The organism is Enterococcus sp. NPDC086594 (genome assembly GCF_044746145.1).
Classification (GTDB): domain Bacteria; phylum Bacillota; class Bacilli; order Lactobacillales; family Enterococcaceae; genus Enterococcus_D; species Enterococcus_D entomosocium.
This window is the reverse complement of record NZ_JBIVBP010000001.1, coordinates 685,911-705,473: the sequence shown is the minus strand read 5'-3', so window position 1 is coordinate 705,473 and position 19,563 is coordinate 685,911. Positions and strand designations below refer to the sequence as shown.

At 44.2% G+C, this 19,563-nt stretch carries 17 protein-coding genes; 11 read left to right on the top strand and 6 right to left on the bottom strand.

Translation table 11 applies throughout. The features are described from left to right. Positions 1 to 413 precede the first annotated feature (413 nt). The 4 genes from hisS (at position 414) to ACIPK1_RS03200 (ending at position 6,598) form a co-directional block, all read left to right on the top strand. A complete protein-coding gene (hisS, locus tag ACIPK1_RS03215; RefSeq protein WP_034872142.1) occupies positions 414 to 1,712 on the top strand; it encodes a histidine--tRNA ligase in 1,299 nt (432 codons plus the stop codon). 11 nt (positions 1,713 to 1,723) lie between these two features. Beyond that, positions 1,724 to 3,499 carry an aspartate--tRNA ligase gene (aspS, locus tag ACIPK1_RS03210; RefSeq protein WP_016612881.1) on the top strand — a complete coding sequence of 592 codons (1,776 nt, stop codon included), beginning with the start codon at positions 1,724 to 1,726 and terminating at the stop codon, positions 3,497 to 3,499. A 156-nt stretch (positions 3,500 to 3,655) separates the two neighbouring features. Continuing rightward, a complete protein-coding gene (locus tag ACIPK1_RS03205) occupies positions 3,656 to 4,531 on the top strand; it encodes a YitT family protein (protein ID WP_005233887.1) in 876 nt (291 codons plus the stop codon). A gap of 198 nt (positions 4,532 to 4,729) precedes the next feature. Beyond that, complete coding sequence (locus ACIPK1_RS03200) at positions 4,730 to 6,598, top strand: acyltransferase family protein (RefSeq protein WP_061053302.1); 1,869 nt, start codon at positions 4,730 to 4,732, stop codon at positions 6,596 to 6,598. Between the two features lie 78 nt (positions 6,599 to 6,676). Here ACIPK1_RS03200 and dhaL read toward each other — a convergent pair whose 3' ends face one another. The 4 genes from dhaL to ACIPK1_RS03180 form a co-directional block, all read right to left on the bottom strand. Then, positions 6,677 to 7,282, bottom strand: a complete 606-nt coding sequence (gene dhaL / locus ACIPK1_RS03195) for a dihydroxyacetone kinase subunit DhaL (protein WP_005233893.1) — start codon at positions 7,280 to 7,282, stop codon at positions 6,677 to 6,679. A 14-nt stretch (positions 7,283 to 7,296) separates the two neighbouring features. Then, a complete protein-coding gene (gene dhaK / locus ACIPK1_RS03190) occupies positions 7,297 to 8,280 on the bottom strand; it encodes a dihydroxyacetone kinase subunit DhaK (RefSeq protein WP_008379550.1) in 984 nt (327 codons plus the stop codon). After that, the gene (gene dhaM / locus ACIPK1_RS03185) at positions 8,277 to 8,681 is read right to left on the bottom strand and encodes a dihydroxyacetone kinase phosphoryl donor subunit DhaM (protein ID WP_005228160.1); all 405 of its coding nucleotides are present in this window, start codon (positions 8,679 to 8,681) and stop codon (positions 8,277 to 8,279) included. Before dhaM ends, dhaK begins: the two co-directional genes overlap by 4 nt. 204 nt (positions 8,682 to 8,885) lie before the next feature. Further along, positions 8,886 to 11,210, bottom strand: coding sequence for an HAD-IC family P-type ATPase (locus tag ACIPK1_RS03180; RefSeq protein WP_008379554.1), 2,325 nt, complete (start codon positions 11,208 to 11,210; stop codon positions 8,886 to 8,888). A 259-nt stretch (positions 11,211 to 11,469) separates the two neighbouring features. Between ACIPK1_RS03180 and queG the strand changes: the two genes are divergently transcribed. After that, complete coding sequence (gene queG, locus ACIPK1_RS03175) at positions 11,470 to 12,645, top strand: tRNA epoxyqueuosine(34) reductase QueG (RefSeq protein ID WP_008379556.1); 1,176 nt, start codon at positions 11,470 to 11,472, stop codon at positions 12,643 to 12,645. 39 nt (positions 12,646 to 12,684) lie between these two features. Here the strand turns inward: queG and ACIPK1_RS03170 are convergent, their stop codons facing one another. After that, complete coding sequence (locus tag ACIPK1_RS03170; protein ID WP_008379558.1) at positions 12,685 to 13,041, bottom strand: hypothetical protein; 357 nt, start codon at positions 13,039 to 13,041, stop codon at positions 12,685 to 12,687. A gap of 165 nt (positions 13,042 to 13,206) precedes the next feature. On the opposite strand from ACIPK1_RS03170, the gene ACIPK1_RS03165 reads away from it, so the two are divergent. From ACIPK1_RS03165 to ACIPK1_RS03140, 6 genes are all read left to right on the top strand, one after another. After that, positions 13,207 to 14,082, top strand: a complete 876-nt coding sequence (locus ACIPK1_RS03165) for an SPFH domain-containing protein (RefSeq protein WP_008379560.1) — start codon at positions 13,207 to 13,209, stop codon at positions 14,080 to 14,082. A 3-nt stretch (positions 14,083 to 14,085) separates the two neighbouring features. Next, positions 14,086 to 14,583: an LURP-one-related/scramblase family protein gene (locus ACIPK1_RS03160; protein WP_005233908.1), complete on the top strand. Its 498-nt coding sequence runs from the start codon at positions 14,086 to 14,088 to the stop codon at positions 14,581 to 14,583. A gap of 19 nt (positions 14,584 to 14,602) precedes the next feature. Then, entirely contained in the window at positions 14,603 to 15,475 is an 873-nt protein-coding gene (scrK, locus tag ACIPK1_RS03155) for a fructokinase ScrK (RefSeq protein WP_002347415.1), read from the top strand. Positions 15,476 to 15,573: 98 nt separating this feature from the next. Further along, a complete protein-coding gene (locus ACIPK1_RS03150) occupies positions 15,574 to 16,323 on the top strand; it encodes an alpha/beta fold hydrolase (RefSeq protein ID WP_008379569.1) in 750 nt (249 codons plus the stop codon). A gap of 107 nt (positions 16,324 to 16,430) precedes the next feature. Beyond that, positions 16,431 to 17,393 (top strand): rhodanese-related sulfurtransferase, encoded by a 963-nt coding sequence (locus ACIPK1_RS03145; RefSeq protein ID WP_016612875.1) that lies wholly within the window; start codon positions 16,431 to 16,433, stop codon positions 17,391 to 17,393. 266 nt (positions 17,394 to 17,659) lie between these two features. After that, a complete protein-coding gene (locus ACIPK1_RS03140; RefSeq protein ID WP_086316570.1) occupies positions 17,660 to 18,598 on the top strand; it encodes a 2-dehydropantoate 2-reductase in 939 nt (312 codons plus the stop codon). A gap of 160 nt (positions 18,599 to 18,758) precedes the next feature. On the opposite strand, the gene ACIPK1_RS03135 is transcribed toward ACIPK1_RS03140, so the two are convergent. After that, positions 18,759 to 19,508 (bottom strand): MurR/RpiR family transcriptional regulator, encoded by a 750-nt coding sequence (locus tag ACIPK1_RS03135; RefSeq protein WP_008380325.1) that lies wholly within the window; start codon positions 19,506 to 19,508, stop codon positions 18,759 to 18,761. Positions 19,509 to 19,563 lie beyond the last annotated feature (55 nt).

Here is a 19,563-nt window from a genome sequence, read left to right as displayed (position 1 = left end):
CAGTACTAGGCGACCACAGGGAGCGTAGTAACCATACTAGGAATCACTGGGGTTGGCTTGCGGAGCAAGACAGAATAGATGATGAACAGTACTAGGCGACCCTAGGGAGCGTAGTAACCATACTAGGAATCACTGGGGTTGGCTTGCGGAGCAAGACAGAATAGATGATGAACAGTACTAGGCGACCTAGGGAGCGTAGTAACCGAACTAGGAATCACTGGGATTGTCTTTTGGAGCAAGACAGAATAGATGATGACCAGCAGCAACCAACCACTAAAAGCGCAATAACCCAAAAGCCAAACACGAGAACAACCCACCCATATCAACGAGCAACAAGCAATAGGTGAATAAGCAAACAAGTAATGAAAGCAAAGAACATGGGCAACCATGAAACAAATAGGAGGATGCATACGATGAGTTACCAACGTCCAAAAGGAACCAACGATATTTTGCCAGGAGAATCCGAAAAATGGCAATTTGTGGAAGAAACAGCACGTTTAGTGTTTCGCGATTACCAATTCAATGAGATTCGGACACCGATTTTTGAGCACTTTGAAGTGATTGCCCGCAGTGTCGGGGACACAACGGATATCGTTTCAAAAGAAATGTATGATTTCTACGATAAAGGAGAGCGGCATGTGACGTTGCGTCCAGAAGGCACCGCACCGATCGCTCGTTCTTATGTCGAAAACAAACTATTCGGACCAGAACATACGAAGCCTTATAAAGTGTTTTACATGGGACCAATGTTCCGTTATGAACGTCCGCAAAAAGGCCGTTTGCGTCAATTCCACCAAATCGGTGTCGAAGTTTTCGGTTCAGCAAATCCAGCGACCGATGTTGAGACAATGGCGATGGCAATGGATTTTTATCGTCAATTAGGACTGAGTCAATTGCGCTTGGTCATCAATTCATTAGGTGACAAAGAGACACGCCAAAACTATCGTCAAGCGTTGATCGATTATCTAGCGCCCCATGAAGCGGAGCTTAGTGAGGATTCAAAACGCCGCTTGCATGAGAATCCTTTGCGGGTCCTTGACAGCAAAGACAAGCGAGACCAAAAATTTGTGGCAGATGCGCCATCGATCTTAGACTACTTAACGCCAGATGCCAAGGCACATTTTGAAACCGTAACGAGTATGCTGGATGCGTTGGAGATCCCTTATGAGGTCGATTCGAATATGGTGCGTGGTCTGGATTATTATACCCACACGATTTTTGAGATCATGAGTGATGCACCAAAAATGGGGGCGCAAGCCACCATCTGTGCCGGCGGTCGTTACAATCATTTAGTGGAAGAGCTAGGTGGACCAGAAACACCTGGTTTTGGTTTTGCTTTGGGGATCGAACGTTTATTGATCACTATGGAAGCCGAAGAAGTTGTGATTCCTGCTTTGAATGAGTTAGATGCGTATGTGGTTGGTCTGGGACAAGAAACCAATTTAGAAGCGCTGAAAGTCGTGCAAGCGATTCGTAATTTCGGCTTTTCTGCCGATCGTGATTTCATGGATCGTAAAGCCAAAGCCCAGTTCAAATCTGCTGATAAACAAGGGGCACGGTTGGTTCTGACTCTAGGCGAAACAGAATTAGCAGAACAAGTGATCAATATCAAATCCATGGCAAGCCGTGAAGAAAAACAATTTCCGTTAGCGGATCTTTATGCCCGCTTCGATGAGATCTACGATGAAATGACAACCAAAATGTTTGAGTGAGGAGAAAAAGAATGACAAAACGTACAGTATATTGCGGGTTAGTAAATGAGACCCATTTAAACCAGACAGTGACACTAAAAGGCTGGGTGCAAAAGCGCCGTGACTTAGGTGGCGTGATTTTTATTGACTTGCGCGACCGGGAAGGGATCGTGCAAATCGTCTTCAATCCTGAGGTTTCGAAAGAAGCCTGGGAAATCGCGGACAAATGCCGCAGCGAATATGTATTAGAAGTAACAGGTCAAGTAATCAATCGTGCACCAGAAGCCATCAATCCGAAAATGGTGACAGGTGCCTATGAAGTGATGATCAGCGAAATCACGATTTTAAACACTGCAAAAACACCAGCCTTTTTGATTGAAGATGATCAAACCGTTGGCGACGAGATTCGCATGAAATACCGTTATTTAGACTTGCGTCGTCCAAAAATGACGAACAACATCGTGATGCGGGCGAAAACGACGCAAGCGATCCGCAATTTCTTAGACACGAACGAGTTCTTGGATATCGAAACACCTTATCTAGGAAAATCAACACCAGAGGGCGCGCGGGATTATTTGGTTCCTTCACGGATCTATCCAGGTCATTTCTATGCGTTGCCGCAATCACCACAAATTTTTAAACAGTTATTGATGGGCGCCGGCTTCGATCGCTACTATCAAATCGTACGTTGCTTCCGTGACGAAGATTTGCGGGGCGACCGTCAACCAGAATTTACCCAAGTCGATATCGAAACCTCTTTCTTGACGGCAGAAGAAATCCAAACCTATACGGAAGAGCTATTGGCAAAAGTGATGCGAGAAGTCAAAGGCATCGAAGTTACCTTGCCATTCCCACGGATGACCTATGATGAGGCAATGGGACGCTACGGCAGTGACAAACCAGATACACGGTTTGACATGGAGCTTATCGACTTATCAGAAGTTGTGAAAGACGTTGATTTTAAAGTCTTCCAAATGGCTCTTGAAAAAGGCGGCGTTGTGAAAGTCTTGAATGCCAAAGGGGCTGCAGACAAATACTCAAGAAAAGACATGGACAATCTAGGCCATTACGCTGGCCAATTTGGTGCCAAAGGATTGGCATGGGTCAAAGTTGAAGAAGATGGATTGAAAGGACCGATCGCTAAATTCTTGACGGAAGCAACCGACGCGATTATTGCAGCAGCCAATGCGGAAGTTGGCGATATTCTGATGTTTGGTGCCGATTCCTTTGAGATCGTTTCAGCAACGTTAGGTGCGATTCGTAATAAATTAGGAAAAGAATTAGGCTTGATCGACGAGAGCAAATTCAACTTCCTATGGGTTACTGACTGGCCGCAATTTGAATACGATGAAGAAGCAGGCCGCTATGTTTCTGCTCACCATCCATTCACATTGCCAAAAGAAAGCGATCTGCCATTGTTAACGACAGACCCTTCAAAGGTCTATGCGCAAGCCTACGATATCGTGCTAAACGGTTACGAGTTAGGTGGCGGATCATTGCGTATCCATACACGGGAAGTGCAAGAGCAAATGTTTGAAGCGCTGGGCTTCTCACGTCGCGAGATGCAAAATCAATTTGGCTTCTTATTGGATGCTTTGGATTATGGTTTCCCACCACATGGTGGCATCGCCCTTGGGTTAGACCGGTTAGTGATGCTCTTGGCTGGTGAAGAAAACATTCGCGAAGTCATTGCCTTCCCTAAAAATGGGAAAGCGGCTGATCCAATGTCACAAGCGCCAAGTACCGTTTCGCCAATGCAACTGTTTGACTTGAGCATTGATGTAACAACGGTTGAAGAAAACGAATAAGCGTTAAACCCATGATGAAATGAGTGATGAAATAGAAATTGGTGAATGAATGAAAAAAGTTCATGAGAATTCACCCATTTCTTTCATTGCTCGTTTCTTTTTTTATGTGCTGAAGTATAATAAAGGCAAATCAAAAAAGTGAGGCTATGAAATGCAATGACTCCTCTGTTTAAATGGCTCCCTCATCCGGAATATGCCAACAAACTTTCATTCTCGATCGTGTACGCACTGCTGGCATCGATTGCGGTCAATTTTTTCTATCAGCCGGGCAATATTTATTCCAGCGGCATTACCGGTGTCGCTCAGATCATTACTACGATCTCAAGAGAATGGATCGGGTTTTATATCCCCTTATCCCTTGCGCTATTATTGTTGAATGTGCCATTATTTTTTCTTGGCTGGTTTAAGATCGGCCACAAATTTACGATCTTTACTGGAATCACTGTTTTATTGACATCCTTATTCGTGCAAATTTTGCCAGAAGAAACCGTCACGACGGACCCGATGATCTGTGCGATTTTCGGTGGTGCCATCAATGGAGTGGGGATCGGCTATGCCTTGAAGAATGGTCTTTCTTCCGGAGGGCTGGATTTTGTCAGCATAGCCATCCGCAAACGGACAGGGAAGACGATCGGCTCGATATCGATTTTCTTTAACATTGTTATTTTGTTCGCCGCCGGAATCTTGTTTGGCTGGCAATATGCGTTGTATAGTGCAATCGCGATTTTTGTCAGTGGAAAAGTGACGGATGCGGTCTTTACGAAGCAAAAGAAAATGCAGGTGACGATCATCACTCGCAACCCAGAAGAAGTCATTCAAACGATCCAAAAACATATGCGGCGAGGCATTACCATCATCAATGAAGCCGAAGGAGCCTACAAGCATGACAAACAAACGGTTTTGCTGACGGTAGTCACACGCTTTGAACTGCCGATGCTGCGCAGTGCTATGAAAGAAGCCGATCCAAAAGCCTTTGTTAGTATTGCGGAAAATGTCCAGATTTTGGGTCGCTTTTATGAAGAAGAACTGTAAAAAAGGAGTTGAAAAAAGTATTTCTTTATAGAAGTACTTTTTTTTCGCCAAAAATTAATTTTTTTGAAATATAGCAGATGTTGCTAGCTTTATATGGGGGATTTCTGGTAAATTATGAGAGTATGGAATCAATAGCGTTCATGCTGAAATTGTTTTTTTATGAAACAATTGGATCAATTAGAGAAAAGTGGTTGAAAAATGAATAAACGTTTAAGCACAAGCCGCTATATTACCGGGTTTGACGGCATTCGAACCTTGGCAGTCATCGGCGTTATTTTATATCATTTACTACCTACTCATATGCGAGGCGGGTATTTAGGAGTTCCAGTATTCTTTGTCGTATCAGGTTATTTAATCACTGACTTGCTGAGGCAAGAGTGGGATCAAAACGGCAAAATCAAAGTCAAAGATTTTTATGTTCGGCGGATGAAACGGCTCTATCCAGGAATGGTGGTGATGCTGCTTATCTCAGCAGCGTATATCACTTTGTTCCAGCGAAACCTGCTGAATAATTTGCGCGGGGTTTTTGTTAGCTCGCTGCTGTATTACAACAACTGGTGGCAGATCAATCATGGGTTATCCTATTTTGATCGGTTCGGCAATGAATCCCCCTTTACCCATCTGTGGTCACTGGCTGTGGAGGGACAGAACTATCTGATTTGGCCTTTAGTGTTTATTTTGTTGATGAAAATCGGCAAGCAGAGGCATCGCGCCTTTAAATTTACTGCCGCAGTCACGATTTTATCGGCAATTCTGTTAGCGGTCCTTTACACACCAGGCGCTGATCCGACACGGGTCTATTATGGAACAGATACGCGGCTCTTTTCGATCTGGATGGGGAGTGCCTTAGCATTCATTTGGCCAAGTACCCACTTGAAGAAAGAGATACCGCAAAAAGCCAAACGGGTCTTAAATATCTCTGGTTTTGCTTCCTTGGCTGGTCTGATCGCAGCGTTCTTTTTCTTAGATGATCATTTGACCTTTGTCTATTATGGCGGCATGTTCTTGATCAGTATCCTATGTACGATTCTTGTGGCAGTTACCGCTCATCCCGGAGCCAGTTTGAATCGTGTATTGAGTAATCCGATTTTCAGTTATATCGGCAAGCGCAGTTATGGGATCTATTTGTATCAATTTCCAGTGATGATTTTTTACGAAGCAAAAGTGGGAAATATCGGTGAGAACGTGCTGATGCACACGTTAGTGGAACTATTCTTGATCTTGTTTATCAGTGAATTGTCCTATCGGTTTATCGAAAACCCAATGCGTAAATTCCAGTACAAAGATACATTCAGAACGGTCCGCGGTTGGTTCAGTAAACCAATTTTTAGTTGGAAAAAACCGTGGTTAGTGCCCAGCTTACTCATTACCCTCGTTGCTTTGTTTGGCGTCGTGACTGCACCGACGAATTATGTCGATGCCCAGCAGCAGCAGTTGAAAGACAACATTGCTGCCAATAAAAAAGCGGCAGAGCAATCGCAAAAGAACGCGAATGCTGAAGGAAATGAAGCGGATGATGAGGCGAACACGAGTGAAGATGAAAAAAATATCATGGAAAAGTATGATTTAACAGCAGCCCAAGTGAAAAAAGCGGAATCTCTTGAAATCACGGCTTTTGGTGATTCTGTGATGCTGGATGCAACGGCTGACTTGAAAGAAGTCTTTACCCAAGCGGTAGTTGATGGGGATGTTGGGCGCCAGCTGTATGCGAGCCCTGAATTGATCAAAGACTTGAAAGAAAAAAATCTTTTGCGGGATACCGTCCTTGTGGGGCTAGGGACGAATGGTTCCTTTACAGAAGCCCAATTTGACAGCTTTATGAACGAGATCGGTGATCGCAAAGTCTACTGGATCAATGTACGGGTACCGACACAGCGTTGGCAAAATGAAGTCAATCGGATGTTGGAGCGCATGGCGGAAAAATACGACAATATGACCTTGATCGATTGGTATGATTTGAGTAATGACCAAGAGTCCTGGTTCTATGAAGATCGGGTCCATCCAAATCCAGATGGCATGGATCAATACGTGAAGCTAGTTGCCCAAACGATTTTACAAGATGAATAAACAAGAAAAAGACAAACCTTATGCAATCATAAGGTTTGTCTTTTGTCTTAAACGGTATTTTGTAAGAGCATCGTTTTTTTAATCCTTTTCTATCACCGTTAACAAAGACTCAAATAAAATCGCACTAGAAGCCGATCCGGGATCGATATGACCGATGGCACGTTCACCAACATAAGAGGCACGGCCTTTTTTAGCCACTAGTTCTTTGGTATGCTCTTTCGCTGCTTCGATCGTGTCTTTGGTCAATTCACCTTTTTTCAAGGCTTCTGCGACAGGTTGCCACACATCGACCATCGTTTTGTCTTCAAACTCAGCTTTTCCCCGCATTTTGATGCCGGTCAAGCCTTCTTCAACGATCGTACCTAATTGTTCAAAGGAGTCGATCGTTTCTAGTTCCTTCGTTGCTTTGGTCATATTCATAAACGCCGAACCATAAAGGGGACCCGAAGCTCCGCCGACTTTTGAGATCATTGCCATCGAGAAGACTTTAAAGGTATCACTGATCGTCGTTGGCTGTTGTTTGGCATAAGCTTCTTGATAAGCGGCTACGCCGCGTGCCATATTGTTGCCATGGTCACCGTCGCCGATCGGTGTATCTAAATCGCTTAAATAGGCCTTGTTTGCTTCGATTTCTTTCGTGAAGGTATCTAACCATGCTTGCACCGTTTCTGTTGTCAATTGCATCTCTATTCGCTCCTTTACCAGGCTATTGTTGTGACGGCTTCATTTAACGCATCGGTGTGATCCGTTTCGCTGAAGTCGATCAAGGTCAGTGAAAGTCCCTGCATATCGATGGAAGTCATGAAATTGCCGACTTTATGGAAGGAGACAGGGATGTCTTTTTCTGCGAGTAATTTCGCGACATCATTGGCAAAAACGAATAACTCCATTTGCGGCGTACCACCCATACCGTTGATCAAGACACCGACTTTTTCTGGGGTCTTTTCATAATCCGCCAAGATTTTTTCCACCAACTCTTTTGCTAGTTCACGTGAGGGTTTCAGTTTTTCTCGACGGTAACCAGGTTCGCCGTGGATACCCACGCCATACTCGATCTCATCATCGGCTAAGTCAAAACCTGGTTTCCCAACTTCAGGAACTGTTGCCGCTTTTAATGCGACCCCAATGGTTTTGATCGATGCAACCAAGGCATCGCCCAGTGTTTTTAATTCACTTAAGCTGGCACCATTACGAGCAGCTGCGCCTAAAATCTTGTGGACTAAGACCGTACCGGCAACTCCTCGTTTCCCAGCAGTATAGGTGCTATTTTCAACAGCGATATCATCATCAACGACCACGATCTCCGTTGTGATCTCTTCCATTTCTGCCATATCTTTGGCCATCTCAAAGTTCAAGATATCGCCAGTATAGTTTTTGACGATCAACAAGACGCCTTGTCCTTGATCAGAATCTTGGATAGCCGTCAAAATCTGGTCGGGGGTAGGGGAGGTGAAGACATCGCCTAAAACGGCGGCGCTAAGCATCCCATCACCGACAAAGCCAGCATGGGCCGGCTCATGTCCGCTCCCACCGCCAGAAACAAGACCGACTTGTTCTTTTTGATTATTCTTAGCGATCACCCGTGAGTCGGCGACTTGATGGACCAGTTCAGGATAACTGCCTACGATACCAGCCAACATTTCTTCTACGATCATTGAGGGATCATTAATGATTTTTTTCATGCTTCATGCCATCCTTTCTCGGCTGCTTTTTTTGCTTCTGCAACGATTTGTGCCAAATCATCACTAAAACCAGCGGTGATCGCTGCAGCAAAGGCACCTTCCACCAGCGGCGCGTCGATCAGGTGATAGCGTTCTTGTTGCTGAGGTTCCAGCATGTCGTAAGCAAGTTCGGCATTCAAAACGGCACTGCCTAGATCGGCAAAGACTAAGATCAGTTCAGCATCTGCGGATTCGTTGACGGCATCCACGATTTTCGTGGCGTCAGAACCCAGCTCTCCTTCTGCTGTCCCGCCTAAAGAATAGATCGTGACTGACTCGCCATCAGCCATTTCTTCGATCATCTGTTTTAATCCTTCGGTGAGTTGCTGACTGTGAGAAACGAGTAAAATACTTTTTTTCATCCAATTTCACCAACACTTTCTGATTAAATTTGGCTGTTTGACAAGGGGGTTGCCTTTTCCAAAGAAACACCGTCCTTGTTGAAACCGCCTACAGGTTCAGTATACCAAATTTCTTTCTTCTTGTATGGTTGCACCTATGGAGAGGACAAAAAAACAGCATCGTCTTTCTGGACAAAGCAAGAAAGAGCGATGCTGCAAAATCAATTAGGATTGTTTAACGAGCACTTTGGCTGAAAAGCGCTTCGTTAGGAAAGAAAGCCCCACGTACAGGCAGATGTTCAATGCCATCATGCCAAGGAAGTAAGGCAATGTTACGGCGGTCAAGAAACCGACTTCCAGCAATCCGTGGAAAAGCATTGCTGCGACATAGATCCCCACGGTAGTGGTAATCGCTAAGAACAATCGCAATGGATTTAATGGCAAGCAAGAGCGAATCACAGCGATACAGCTGATCCCGATCAACAAATAGTACAACAAGGTCGTCGTATCAAATTGCGACCAACCGTAATCGGTTTGTAAAAAGCGGATCGCAAAGTAATTGACTAACACCAACAAGGCATTTGGCAACGCATTGAGCAAGACTGTCGGCAAGTAGCGCCCCTTGATCGGTGCTTTGTTTTCTTCAAAGGAAAGGAAGAAAGAAGGATAGCCTTCAATTGCTAAGTCGATCAATGTGATTTGGATCGGCAAGAACGGAAAGGCGCTGGATGTCAGGATACAAACCAAAGAGAGCAAGAAGCTGTAAATCGTCTTGATAAAGAAGATTCCCGACGCTTTGGTCACGTTATTGACGACGCGGCGTCCTTCAAATAAAACATCTGGCAACGTAGTAAAGTCAGAATCCAATAAGACAAAGTTAGCGATTTGACGAGCCGCACTGTCGCCAGCAGCCATTGCAATGCTGACGTCGGCTTCCCGTAGTGCCAACACATCGTTGACGCCATCACCCGTCATGGCAACGGTCCGTTGATTGGCTTTTAATTCTTGAACGAGTAGTTTCTTTTGTTCAGGAGTCACACGACCAAAGACCGTATAGCGTGTCGCAGCTTCTCGGACTTCTGCTTCGGTCGTTAAGGTAGAAAGATCGATGGCTTGATCGGCATTCGCTAGGCCTGCACGATGGGCGATCGCTGCGACAGCTATTGGATTATCGCCAGAGATCACTTTTAGATCGATGCCTTGATCCGCTAAGTAAGCCAAGGTTTCTTCTGCGTTTTGGCGGATGATATCGGATAAAATCAAGACAGCCACCGCTTGTGCGTTGGTTGGGTCAAAGGATGTTGGCGTTTTTGGATCAGTTTCTACGGCTAAAATCAACACCCGTAGACCAGCTTCTTGCGCTTCTATGACTTGCGGCAAGGCAGCAGAGCCGGCGACTTTTTCAGGTGCACCAAGATAGACATTTCCTAGATGTTCAAAAGCCACAGCACCCCATTTGCGCTGTGAAGAAAAGGCAGCGACGTCGATCGGCTGATGATCCGTTAGCTCAGGACAGCCTTGACGCAATGCTTGCATCGTCAAATTGTTATCCGTACTGGCTGCCAAATAATTCCCTAAGAGCATGTTAGGGTCGCTGTCGGCTTGGAGAGGAACGATCAATTCGAGAACCATATGGCCTTCCGTCAACGTCCCCGTCTTATCCAGACAAAGGGTATCGACATGCGCTAAGGTTTCAACGGCATACATGTCTTGGACCAAAATCCGTTTTTTTGCCAATTTAATGACACCTGTCGTCAAGGCGATACTGATCAGCAGGACAAGTCCTTTTGGTAACATTCCTAATAAGGCAGCGGCAGAAACGACGACGGATTCCTTGATCCCAGCATCTCGCATCATAAAGGCTTGGAAGAACAAAATCACCCCTAAAGGAACGATTACATAGCTGGTGAATTTGGATACACTACGGATCGAAGCAAGCAGCTCAGAGCGGATCGGTTTGTGGACCTTTGCCTCATTGCTTAGTTTCGCTGCGTAGTTTTCTGCACCGACATGAAGGACTGTTCCTGTCATTTCACCGCTGACGATGAAACTCCCTGAGAGTAAGGAAGCACCTGCTTCTTTGACAACCAGATCGGCTTCACCAGTCAGCATCGCTTCATTGACTTCGACTAGTCCAGAAAGCACAGTCATATCAGCGGGGATTTGGTCCCCAGCACCAAGAATAACTACGTCCTCTAAGACCAATTCTTTGGCTGAAATCTCATGGATTTGGGCATCTCGAATCACTCGTACCGTTTGCGGTGAAACAAGTGAGAGTTTTTTTACTAAATTACGCGCGTGCAATTCTTGGCTGATCCCAATGGTGATATTCACAAAAATAATCGCTAAGTAGAACATGTTGGAATAGGCGCCTACGGCAAATAAAAAAACGCCAATCAATAGATTGAGAAAATTGAATAATGTCAGTAAATTGTCTTTGATGATCGCAGCAGTTGATTTACTGGTTTTTGTTTCATAATCATTGTGCAACCCCTCTTGGGTTTTCTTGGCGACTTCTGCTGCAGTCAAGCCGGTGGGTAATTGAGTCATAAGCATCTCCATTTCATTTGTTCATTTCTTTCTAATTCCTTTATATAGTCTAGCATTCGAAAAAGGCAATGCAATCGTTGCGAGGAAAATAACGATAAAATTAATTAAAATCTTAAACAATCAACACGTGTTCTTTTAAAGAAAGAAAAAAACTGGGGGAACAAACCGCACCATCGACTTTTTTCAGGTGCTTACGTATAATAGGGGAAGAGAAAAAGCCGAGAAGCAGATGCTTAGCGGACAAAAGAGGGTAGCGAGCATGTCTTTAAAAGAAAAAATTATTGCAGAAAGCAAGCGGCTTGGCATTGACAAAATCGGGTTTGCTTCAGCGGAGCCGTTTTTGGCATTGGAGCCTTCCTTGCGGGAACAAAAATCCAAAGGTCATACGTCTGGTTTTGAGCATCCCGTGATCGAAGAGCGTATCTATCCTGAACGGACATTTGAAAATCCGCAAACGATCATTGCGATCGCTTTAGCTTATCCGACAAAAATCAAAGAGAAAGTCCCGCGGGATGAAAAACGCGGCATGTTTGCCCGTGCCTCGTGGGGCATCGATTACCATGATATTTTGCGAGAACGATTGGATCGCTTGATCGCCTTTATCAAAGAACAAGCGCAAACGATGGAAGAACAAGTCGAATGGCGTTTCGCACCGCAAGTCGATACAGGGGAATTGGTGGATGTGGCGGCAGCGCAGCGGGCGGGTCTTGGCTTTATCGGTCGTAATGGCTTGCTGATTACGGAAGAATTTGGTTCGTTTGTTTATCTAGGGGAGATCGTCACTAATATCTCTCTTGAACCAGATGAAGAAGTCCCGTTTGGTTGTGGTGATTGCATGCGTTGTGTGACGGCTTGCCCCACCAAAGCGTTATTGGGCGATGGTCGAATGAATGCCCAGCGCTGTTTGTCCTATCAAACCCAGACGAAGGGTATGATGCCAGAAGAGTACCGCAAAAAGATGCATAACGTGATTTACGGCTGCGATATTTGTCAGCTGGTCTGCCCTTATAATCGGGGGAAAGACTTCCATTTTCATCAAGAGATGGAGCCTGAAGTCGATACCGTTTATCCAAAACTGCAACCGATGCTGTCTTTATCAAACAAAGCCTTCAAAGCACAATTTGGCCATCTATCTGGCTCTTGGCGGGGGAAAAAACCTCTGCAGCGTAATGCCATCATCGCCTTAGCCAATGTGGGAGACCGCAGTGCCTTGCCAGCGATTTGGCGCTGTGCGACAGAAGACGTGCGCCCAGTGATTCGAGGAACGGCTTATTGGGCCATTGGCCAGTTGGGCGTCAAAGAACCAGAAATGTGGTTAGAGCGACTGCAACGGTGTGCAGAGTTAGAACCTGAAGAAGAGGCGCTACAAGAATTGCAGCCTGCCATCGAACGATTGCAAGCAGTCATTACCAAAAAGCAGGAAAAAGAGCTATAAAAAAAGCAAAACGAGCCCGGGGCCGTTTTGCTTTTTTATTTAATCTAGTACGTCATCACTTTCAACGATTTCTTCTGAATCCAGTTCAAAATCAGGTGCTGGATGCACACGTTCAGGCAGTTCCATTTCTAACTCGCCGTCTTCTGTATACTGATTGTCGGTATCGGCAACGTCAATTAAAATTTCTTCAGGAAGCTCTTGTTCTAGACGATAGCCTTCTGCATGACGCGCATCGAGTAATTCCAAAAGATGTTGCCACTCGTCTTTCGAGATCACTACAACGTCAATGCCGTCTTTGTTTTGTACCTCCACAACAGAGGAAAGATCGGTGCCGACCGTTTTAATGATCGATTCCAACGACCATTTACTCGTTTCTAAGTCAATTTTTTGTGCCATAAGAATTACTCCTTTTTTGAGAAAAATTTTGTCCTACCTTAATTGTAACGGGAAAGTTACAGAAAACAAAATAGCTTGATTGGGAATCGTCCCTGATATGCGCAAGAACATTTGCACAGCGGCTTTAACCAAGGTAAGATAAGAGCAAGAAGGGAAGGAATAAAAATGACAGAAAAACAGACATTTCATGTGAATGGGTATTTAGCACTGGTTGTGCTGATCGGGTTATTAGTTGGCGGCGGTTATTTGTTTTATCATGGGTTCGTAAATGAGAGCGTTCTCGAAATCGTTCTCAGTATTCTTTTATGGATCGTTTCGTTTCTTTTCCTTAGTTCGTTAACGATCGTACAACCCAACCAAGCCAAAGCGATCCTCTTTTTTGGGCAATATTTAGGAACCATTAAAGACAACGGCTTGTTTGTGACAACCCCATTAACCCAAAAAATCAATGTTTCATTGAAAGTTCGCAACTTTAACAGTTCGCTGTTGAAGGTCAATGATTCAGACGGAAACCCGATCGAGATCTCGGCAGTGGTGGTTTTTAAAGTTGTAGATACCGCTAAAGCATTGTTTGATGTCGATTATTACCAAGACTTCATTGAGATCCAAAGTGAAACAGCGATTCGTCACATTGCGACGCAATACCCTTATGACACGTTCAATGACGATGATCTGACGTTGCGAGGCAATACAAGTGAAGTCTCGGAGGAGCTGGCAAAAGAATTGCAGGAACGATTAGCTGTTGCTGGGGTCGAAGTCATAGAGACCCGCTTAAATCACCTCGCGTATGCGACTGAGATCGCTAGTGCGATGCTGCAGCGCCAACAAGCTAAAGCAATTTTATCAGCACGGCAAATCATTGTTGAAGGGGCCGTCTCCATGACACAAATGGCGTTAGAACAAATCGAAGACGGACAGGACATCAATTTCACAGACGACCGCAAAGTCCAACTGATCAATAATTTATTGGTGTCGATCATTACCGATAAAGGCACTCAGCCGGTGATCAATACGGGCGATGTCAAAGAGAAAGGAGTGTAGCATTTGAAGAAACTTTACATCAAACAGAAGGTTTTCAGCATCGGCGAAAAATTTACCGTGACCGATGACTTACAAAACCCTCGCTATTATGTCGAAGGCAGTTTTTTTAAGATCCCGAAAAGTTTTACGATCTTCAATGAGCAGCAGCGACCGATCGCGGAGATCACCAAAAAAGTGTTCAGTTTATTACCAAAATTTTTTGTGGAAGTCCACGGCCAAGAAGCGATCGTTTTAGAAAAACATTTCACATTTTTTAAAGCCCGCTATTCCATCAGTGCAGAAGGCATCGATGTGGACGGCAATTGGTGGGATATGGATTTTGTGGTCAACCGCAACGGCAAGCGGATCGCAGAGATCCACAAAAAATGGATCTCTTGGGGCGATACCTATGAAGTCGTGATCTATGAAGAAGATCTAGATGACCTGATCATTGCATTAGTGGTAGCCATCGATCGCGTCAAAGCAGATGATGCCGCAGCATCAAGTTCAGCAAGTAGTTAGAAAAAAAGGAGCGATGTGCATGTTATACGGTTCGATTGAAGCAGGCGGCACAAAATTTGTGTGTGCCATTGGCGATGAAGAAATGACGATCAAGGAAAGAGTGAGCTTTCCGACAACGACACCTGAGGAAACAATGCCTTTAGTCATTGATTTCTTCAAACAATACCAAGCAGATTTAGCAGGGATTGGGATTGGCTCATTTGGGCCCATCGATATCCATCGCGATTCTGCCACTTATGGGTACATTACCTCAACCCCGAAATTGGCATGGCAAAATTTTGATTTCATCGGTACCATGAAAAAAGAATTTCCGATCCCGATTTCTTGGACAACAGATGTCAATGCGGCTGCCTATGGTGAGTATGTCTTCGGCAGTGGCAAAGGATTGAGTAGTGTCGTTTACTACACGATCGGTACAGGTGTTGGCGGCGGTGCCTTACAAGAAGGGCGCTTTATCGAAGGATTTAGTCATCCAGAAATGGGGCATATGCTGGTCGTCCCTCATCCAAAAGATGACTTTGCTGGCAGCTGTCCATTTCATGGCAACTGTTTAGAAGGGATGGCCGCTGGACCAGCCATCGAAAAACGCTTAGGGAAAAAAGGACAAGAGGTTGCAGAAGATGATCCTTATTGGGAGATCGAAGCCTCCTATATTGCTCAATGTGCCTACAATACAACCTTGATGTTTTCTCCAGATGTGATCATTTTTGGCGGTGGAGTGATGAAACAGCGCCATATGCTGCAAAACGTCCACGACGCATTTGCAAAATTGGTCAATGGGTATGTCGAAACGCCTGAGTTAAGCAAATATATCGTGACCCCAGCATTGGAAGACAACGCTGGAACCCTCGGTTGTTTGGCATTGGCTCGAGAAGCGGTCTTACATTCATAAATAAAAAAAGATCATACTCTTTGGGTATGGTCTTTTTTTGCAGCGTATCAGTGGCGCTTTTGGCGACTTTTTGTATACTTAAGCTGAGGTGGAAAAGAATGAAATTAGCTGTTCGAAAAAGAAAAATCGGGAATATTCCGGTCTTAGAAGTCGTACCAGAAGAAATGATTTATGAACCGCTGCCATTGATTATTTACTATCATGGTTGGCAGACGAGCAAAGAATTAGTGTTGACACAAGGCAGAAAGTTGGCTAGAGAAGGTTTTCGGGTGGTCTTGCCAGATGCAGCCAATCATGGGGAGCGCAAGACCCAGCTATCGGAGATTCCTTCTTTAACTTTTTGGCAAAGTATCCAAACCAATCTATTTGAGTTTTCTTACTTAGTCGATTTTTTTGAAAATCTTGGTTTGGTCAACGGTCAGATCGCAGTTGGCGGTGTCTCCATGGGAGGGATGACCACGTGTGGTTTGTTATGCCAGCATCCAGAAATCACAGCGGCAGCTTGTATCATGGGTTCTCCTTCCATGTTGAAATACCGTGACCGCATCCAAATGCACGCCGGCGCTGCTGGGTTCTTTGTACCCGAGGATTATGGTCAGCTTTTAAGCTGGATGGATGCTTACGATCTGTCTTCTCAACCAGAGAAATTAGGACAGCGTCCCCTTTTATTTTGGCATGGTACCCAAGACGAGAAAATTCCTTATGCTGATGTGGAAGCCTTTGTGGCAGAAAATCCAGAAGCAAATCTGCAGTTTATCTCGCGAGAAGAACGCCATCTGGTGCGTGGAGAAACGATGGATCAAGTCACAGCTTTTTTCGTGGCAGAGCTCAATAAAACCAATCCATGACACTGTTTGCTCAAAGAAAAAGATTGTGTGAAAAGGTACAAGCATAAAACTCGTTTTTTGTCACGCGATAACCTATACTGTAGGGTGCAAAAAAAGGAGGAATTGGTTTGACATACCGCGTTTTATTATTTTATAAATATACAACAATTGAAGATCCGGAAAGCTTCGCCAAGGAGCATTTAGCATTTGGAAAAGAAATTGGCATCAAGGGCCGTATTTTAGTAGCCAATGAAGGGATCAATGGCACGCTTTCTGGAACGGTTGAAGCAACAAATCGCTATATGGAAAAAATGGAAGCTGATCCCCGTTTTAAAGGGATTTTTTATAAAATCGATGAAGTAGAAGAACATGCGTTTAAAAAGCTATTCGTTCGTCCGCGCAAAGAATTGGTTTCATTGAACCTGGAAGATGACATCGATCCATTAGAAATGACTGGAAAATATTTAGATCCTAAAGCGTTCAAAGAAGCTTTGTTAGATGAAGATACCGTGGTGATCGATGCCCGTAACGATTATGAATATGACTTAGGCCATTTCCGGGGAGCCGTTCGTCCCGATATCCGCAGCTTCCGTGAGTTGCCGCAATGGATCATCGATAATAAAGAAAAATTTATGGATAAAAAAGTCGTTACTTATTGTACTGGTGGTATCCGTTGTGAAAAATTCTCAGGCTGGTTGCTGCGAGAAGGCTTTGATGATGTGGCCCAACTTCATGGTGGTATCTTTGCTTATGGGAATGACCCAGAAGTTCAAGGCGAGCTTTGGGATGGCAAAATGTACGTCTTTGATGAACGTATTAGTGTGGAAATCAATCATGTGGATAAAAAAGTTATCGGTCGCGACTGGTTTGATGGCACACCTTGCGAGCGCTATGTAAACTGTGCCAACCCAGAATGCAATCGCCAATTTTTGACTTCTGAGGAAAATCAGGCTGCCCATTTAGGTGCCTGTAGCTATGATTGTGCCATCCACGAACACAACCGTTACGTGGAACAACATGGGATCACAGAAGCGGAAAAAGCTGAACGGCTAAAAAACTTTACAACAAACAATGAAACAGTCACTGCCTAAAACGACAACTGTTTCACAGGAAATAATTGAATAGAAGGGTCGCACGTGAGTCCGAAAACTGGTTTCGCTCAGTCAAGTTTTCAATCTTCCGTGCGACTTTTTTGAATGGACAAAATTGGAAACAACCGTTTTTTAATTATCTGAAAAATCTAACTATTCCAATTGTTCTTTTTTCTTTCCTATTGAGAAAAAACGCAAGGCTCTCGCATATTTCACGATTTTAGAGTAAACTATACCTAATTGTGGAAGAGGAAAGAGGAATTCAGATGAAAATTGTTATTGCTGGTGCAGGTGCTATGGGCAGCCGTTTTGCTATTATGCTAAAAAGAGGCGGAAATGACGTCACGTTGATCGACGGCTGGCCGGCGCATATCGAAGCGATCCGTGAACACGGATTACGAGCGAACTTAAACGGTGAAGAGATCGCAGTCCCTTTTTCGATCTATTCGCAAAATGAGATCCCAACGACTGTACAAGCAGACTTGATCCTGGTCTTTACTAAAGCGATGCAACTGGATCAAATGATGCAAACGATCAAACCGATGATCGGAGAGCAAACGAAAGTCTTATGCTTATTAAACGGGATCGGTCATGAGGACACGATTGAAAAATATGTCAGCACGGATAAAATCTTTTTAGGAAATACCATTTGGACGGCGGACTTGATTGGTCCTGGTAATGTTCGCTTGTTTGGGGATGGTTCTGTAGAACTGCAAAATATCGAACCGGGCAAAGAAGAAGATGCCCGTCAATTAGCGGCAGTCTTGGCTGATGCTGGGTTAAATGCGTCTTATTCTGAGAACATTCGCTACTCCATCTATCGCAAAGCCTGTGTCAACGGCACACTAAATGGTTTGTGTTCGATTTTAAATGTGAATATTGCCCAATTCGGACAAACCTCAACGGCGCGTGCGATGGTCCAAACGATTGTGGAAGAATTTGCGGCAGTTGCTACCCATGAATCTGTTCAACTGGATGTATCCGAAGTAGTCCACCATATTGAGGAAACCTATGATCCAGAAGGCATCGGAATGCACTATCCATCCATGTATCAAGATTTGATCAATAATCATCGCAAAACCGAGATCGATTATATCAATGGCGCAATCTCACGAAAAGGCCGCAAGTACCAAGTGCCAACGCCTTATTGTGACTTTTTGACTCAAATGATCCATGCCAAGGAAGATATTTTAGCAGCAGAGTAAACACTTCTGCGAAGGTAATAACTCTTAAAATCGCTAGCAGTCAGTAGCGATTTTAAGAGACTGCATCCAAATCATTCAGCAAAAAAGTCTTTTCGCTCGCTCATAGCAGAAACACTATGAGGGCGAAAAGACTTTTTTTATTGATTTCGAGTGAGTCTGCTTATTTTTTCTTGATGCGAATCGCATAAGAATCCAACAATATTCGAGCAATGACCGATAAGGGCAGTCGTGAGCGGACTTCATAATCAGGGAAAAAGGAAATTTCTGATTTGAAGCCAATCAAAGAAAGCTCGACTAATTCCAGCAAGCGGCTTTCTTTTGAGGCGGTGATCAAAAGCGATCCGATTTCTTTGTCGTAACAATTTTGAGCCGCGATGACTAATTCTTCGGTTTCCCCATTTAATGAAACAAAAATCACGGTATCTTCTTTGCGTAAACGCTTACTGATCGTAGTGATAATATTGGGATCAGTGTACAACTCACAATATTTATCCACCAGTTGAAATTTTGTCTTCATTTCTTCCCCAATCAATTCTGAAAAGCCCCGTGCAAAAATAACGATTCGTTTCGCGTTGTATATTTTTTGGATTGCATCTTCAATAGTGCCCGTATCCAGCATATTTAAGGTACGAATGACTTCTTGTTCATTTTTAATAATGGAGCGACGGATCTCTTCATCCACCATCTCCACGTTTGAAAAATTCAAGGTCATATTCGATTGCTCTTTTAAATGATGTTTAAAAGAGGTGTAGCCCTCATAGCCCTTTTTCTTCATGGTTCGGACGATCGTTGTCGTTGAAACATTTGCCAGTTCACTTAGTTTGATAATCGAAAGGCTCGGAATTTCTGAAAGGTTTTGCGTAATGTAATTCCATAAAAATAGTTCTGCTTCACTTAATTTGTTGTCCATCTTGCCACCTCTTATCGCTATTTTAGTGTGATTGTATCTGAAAATCAAATGGAAT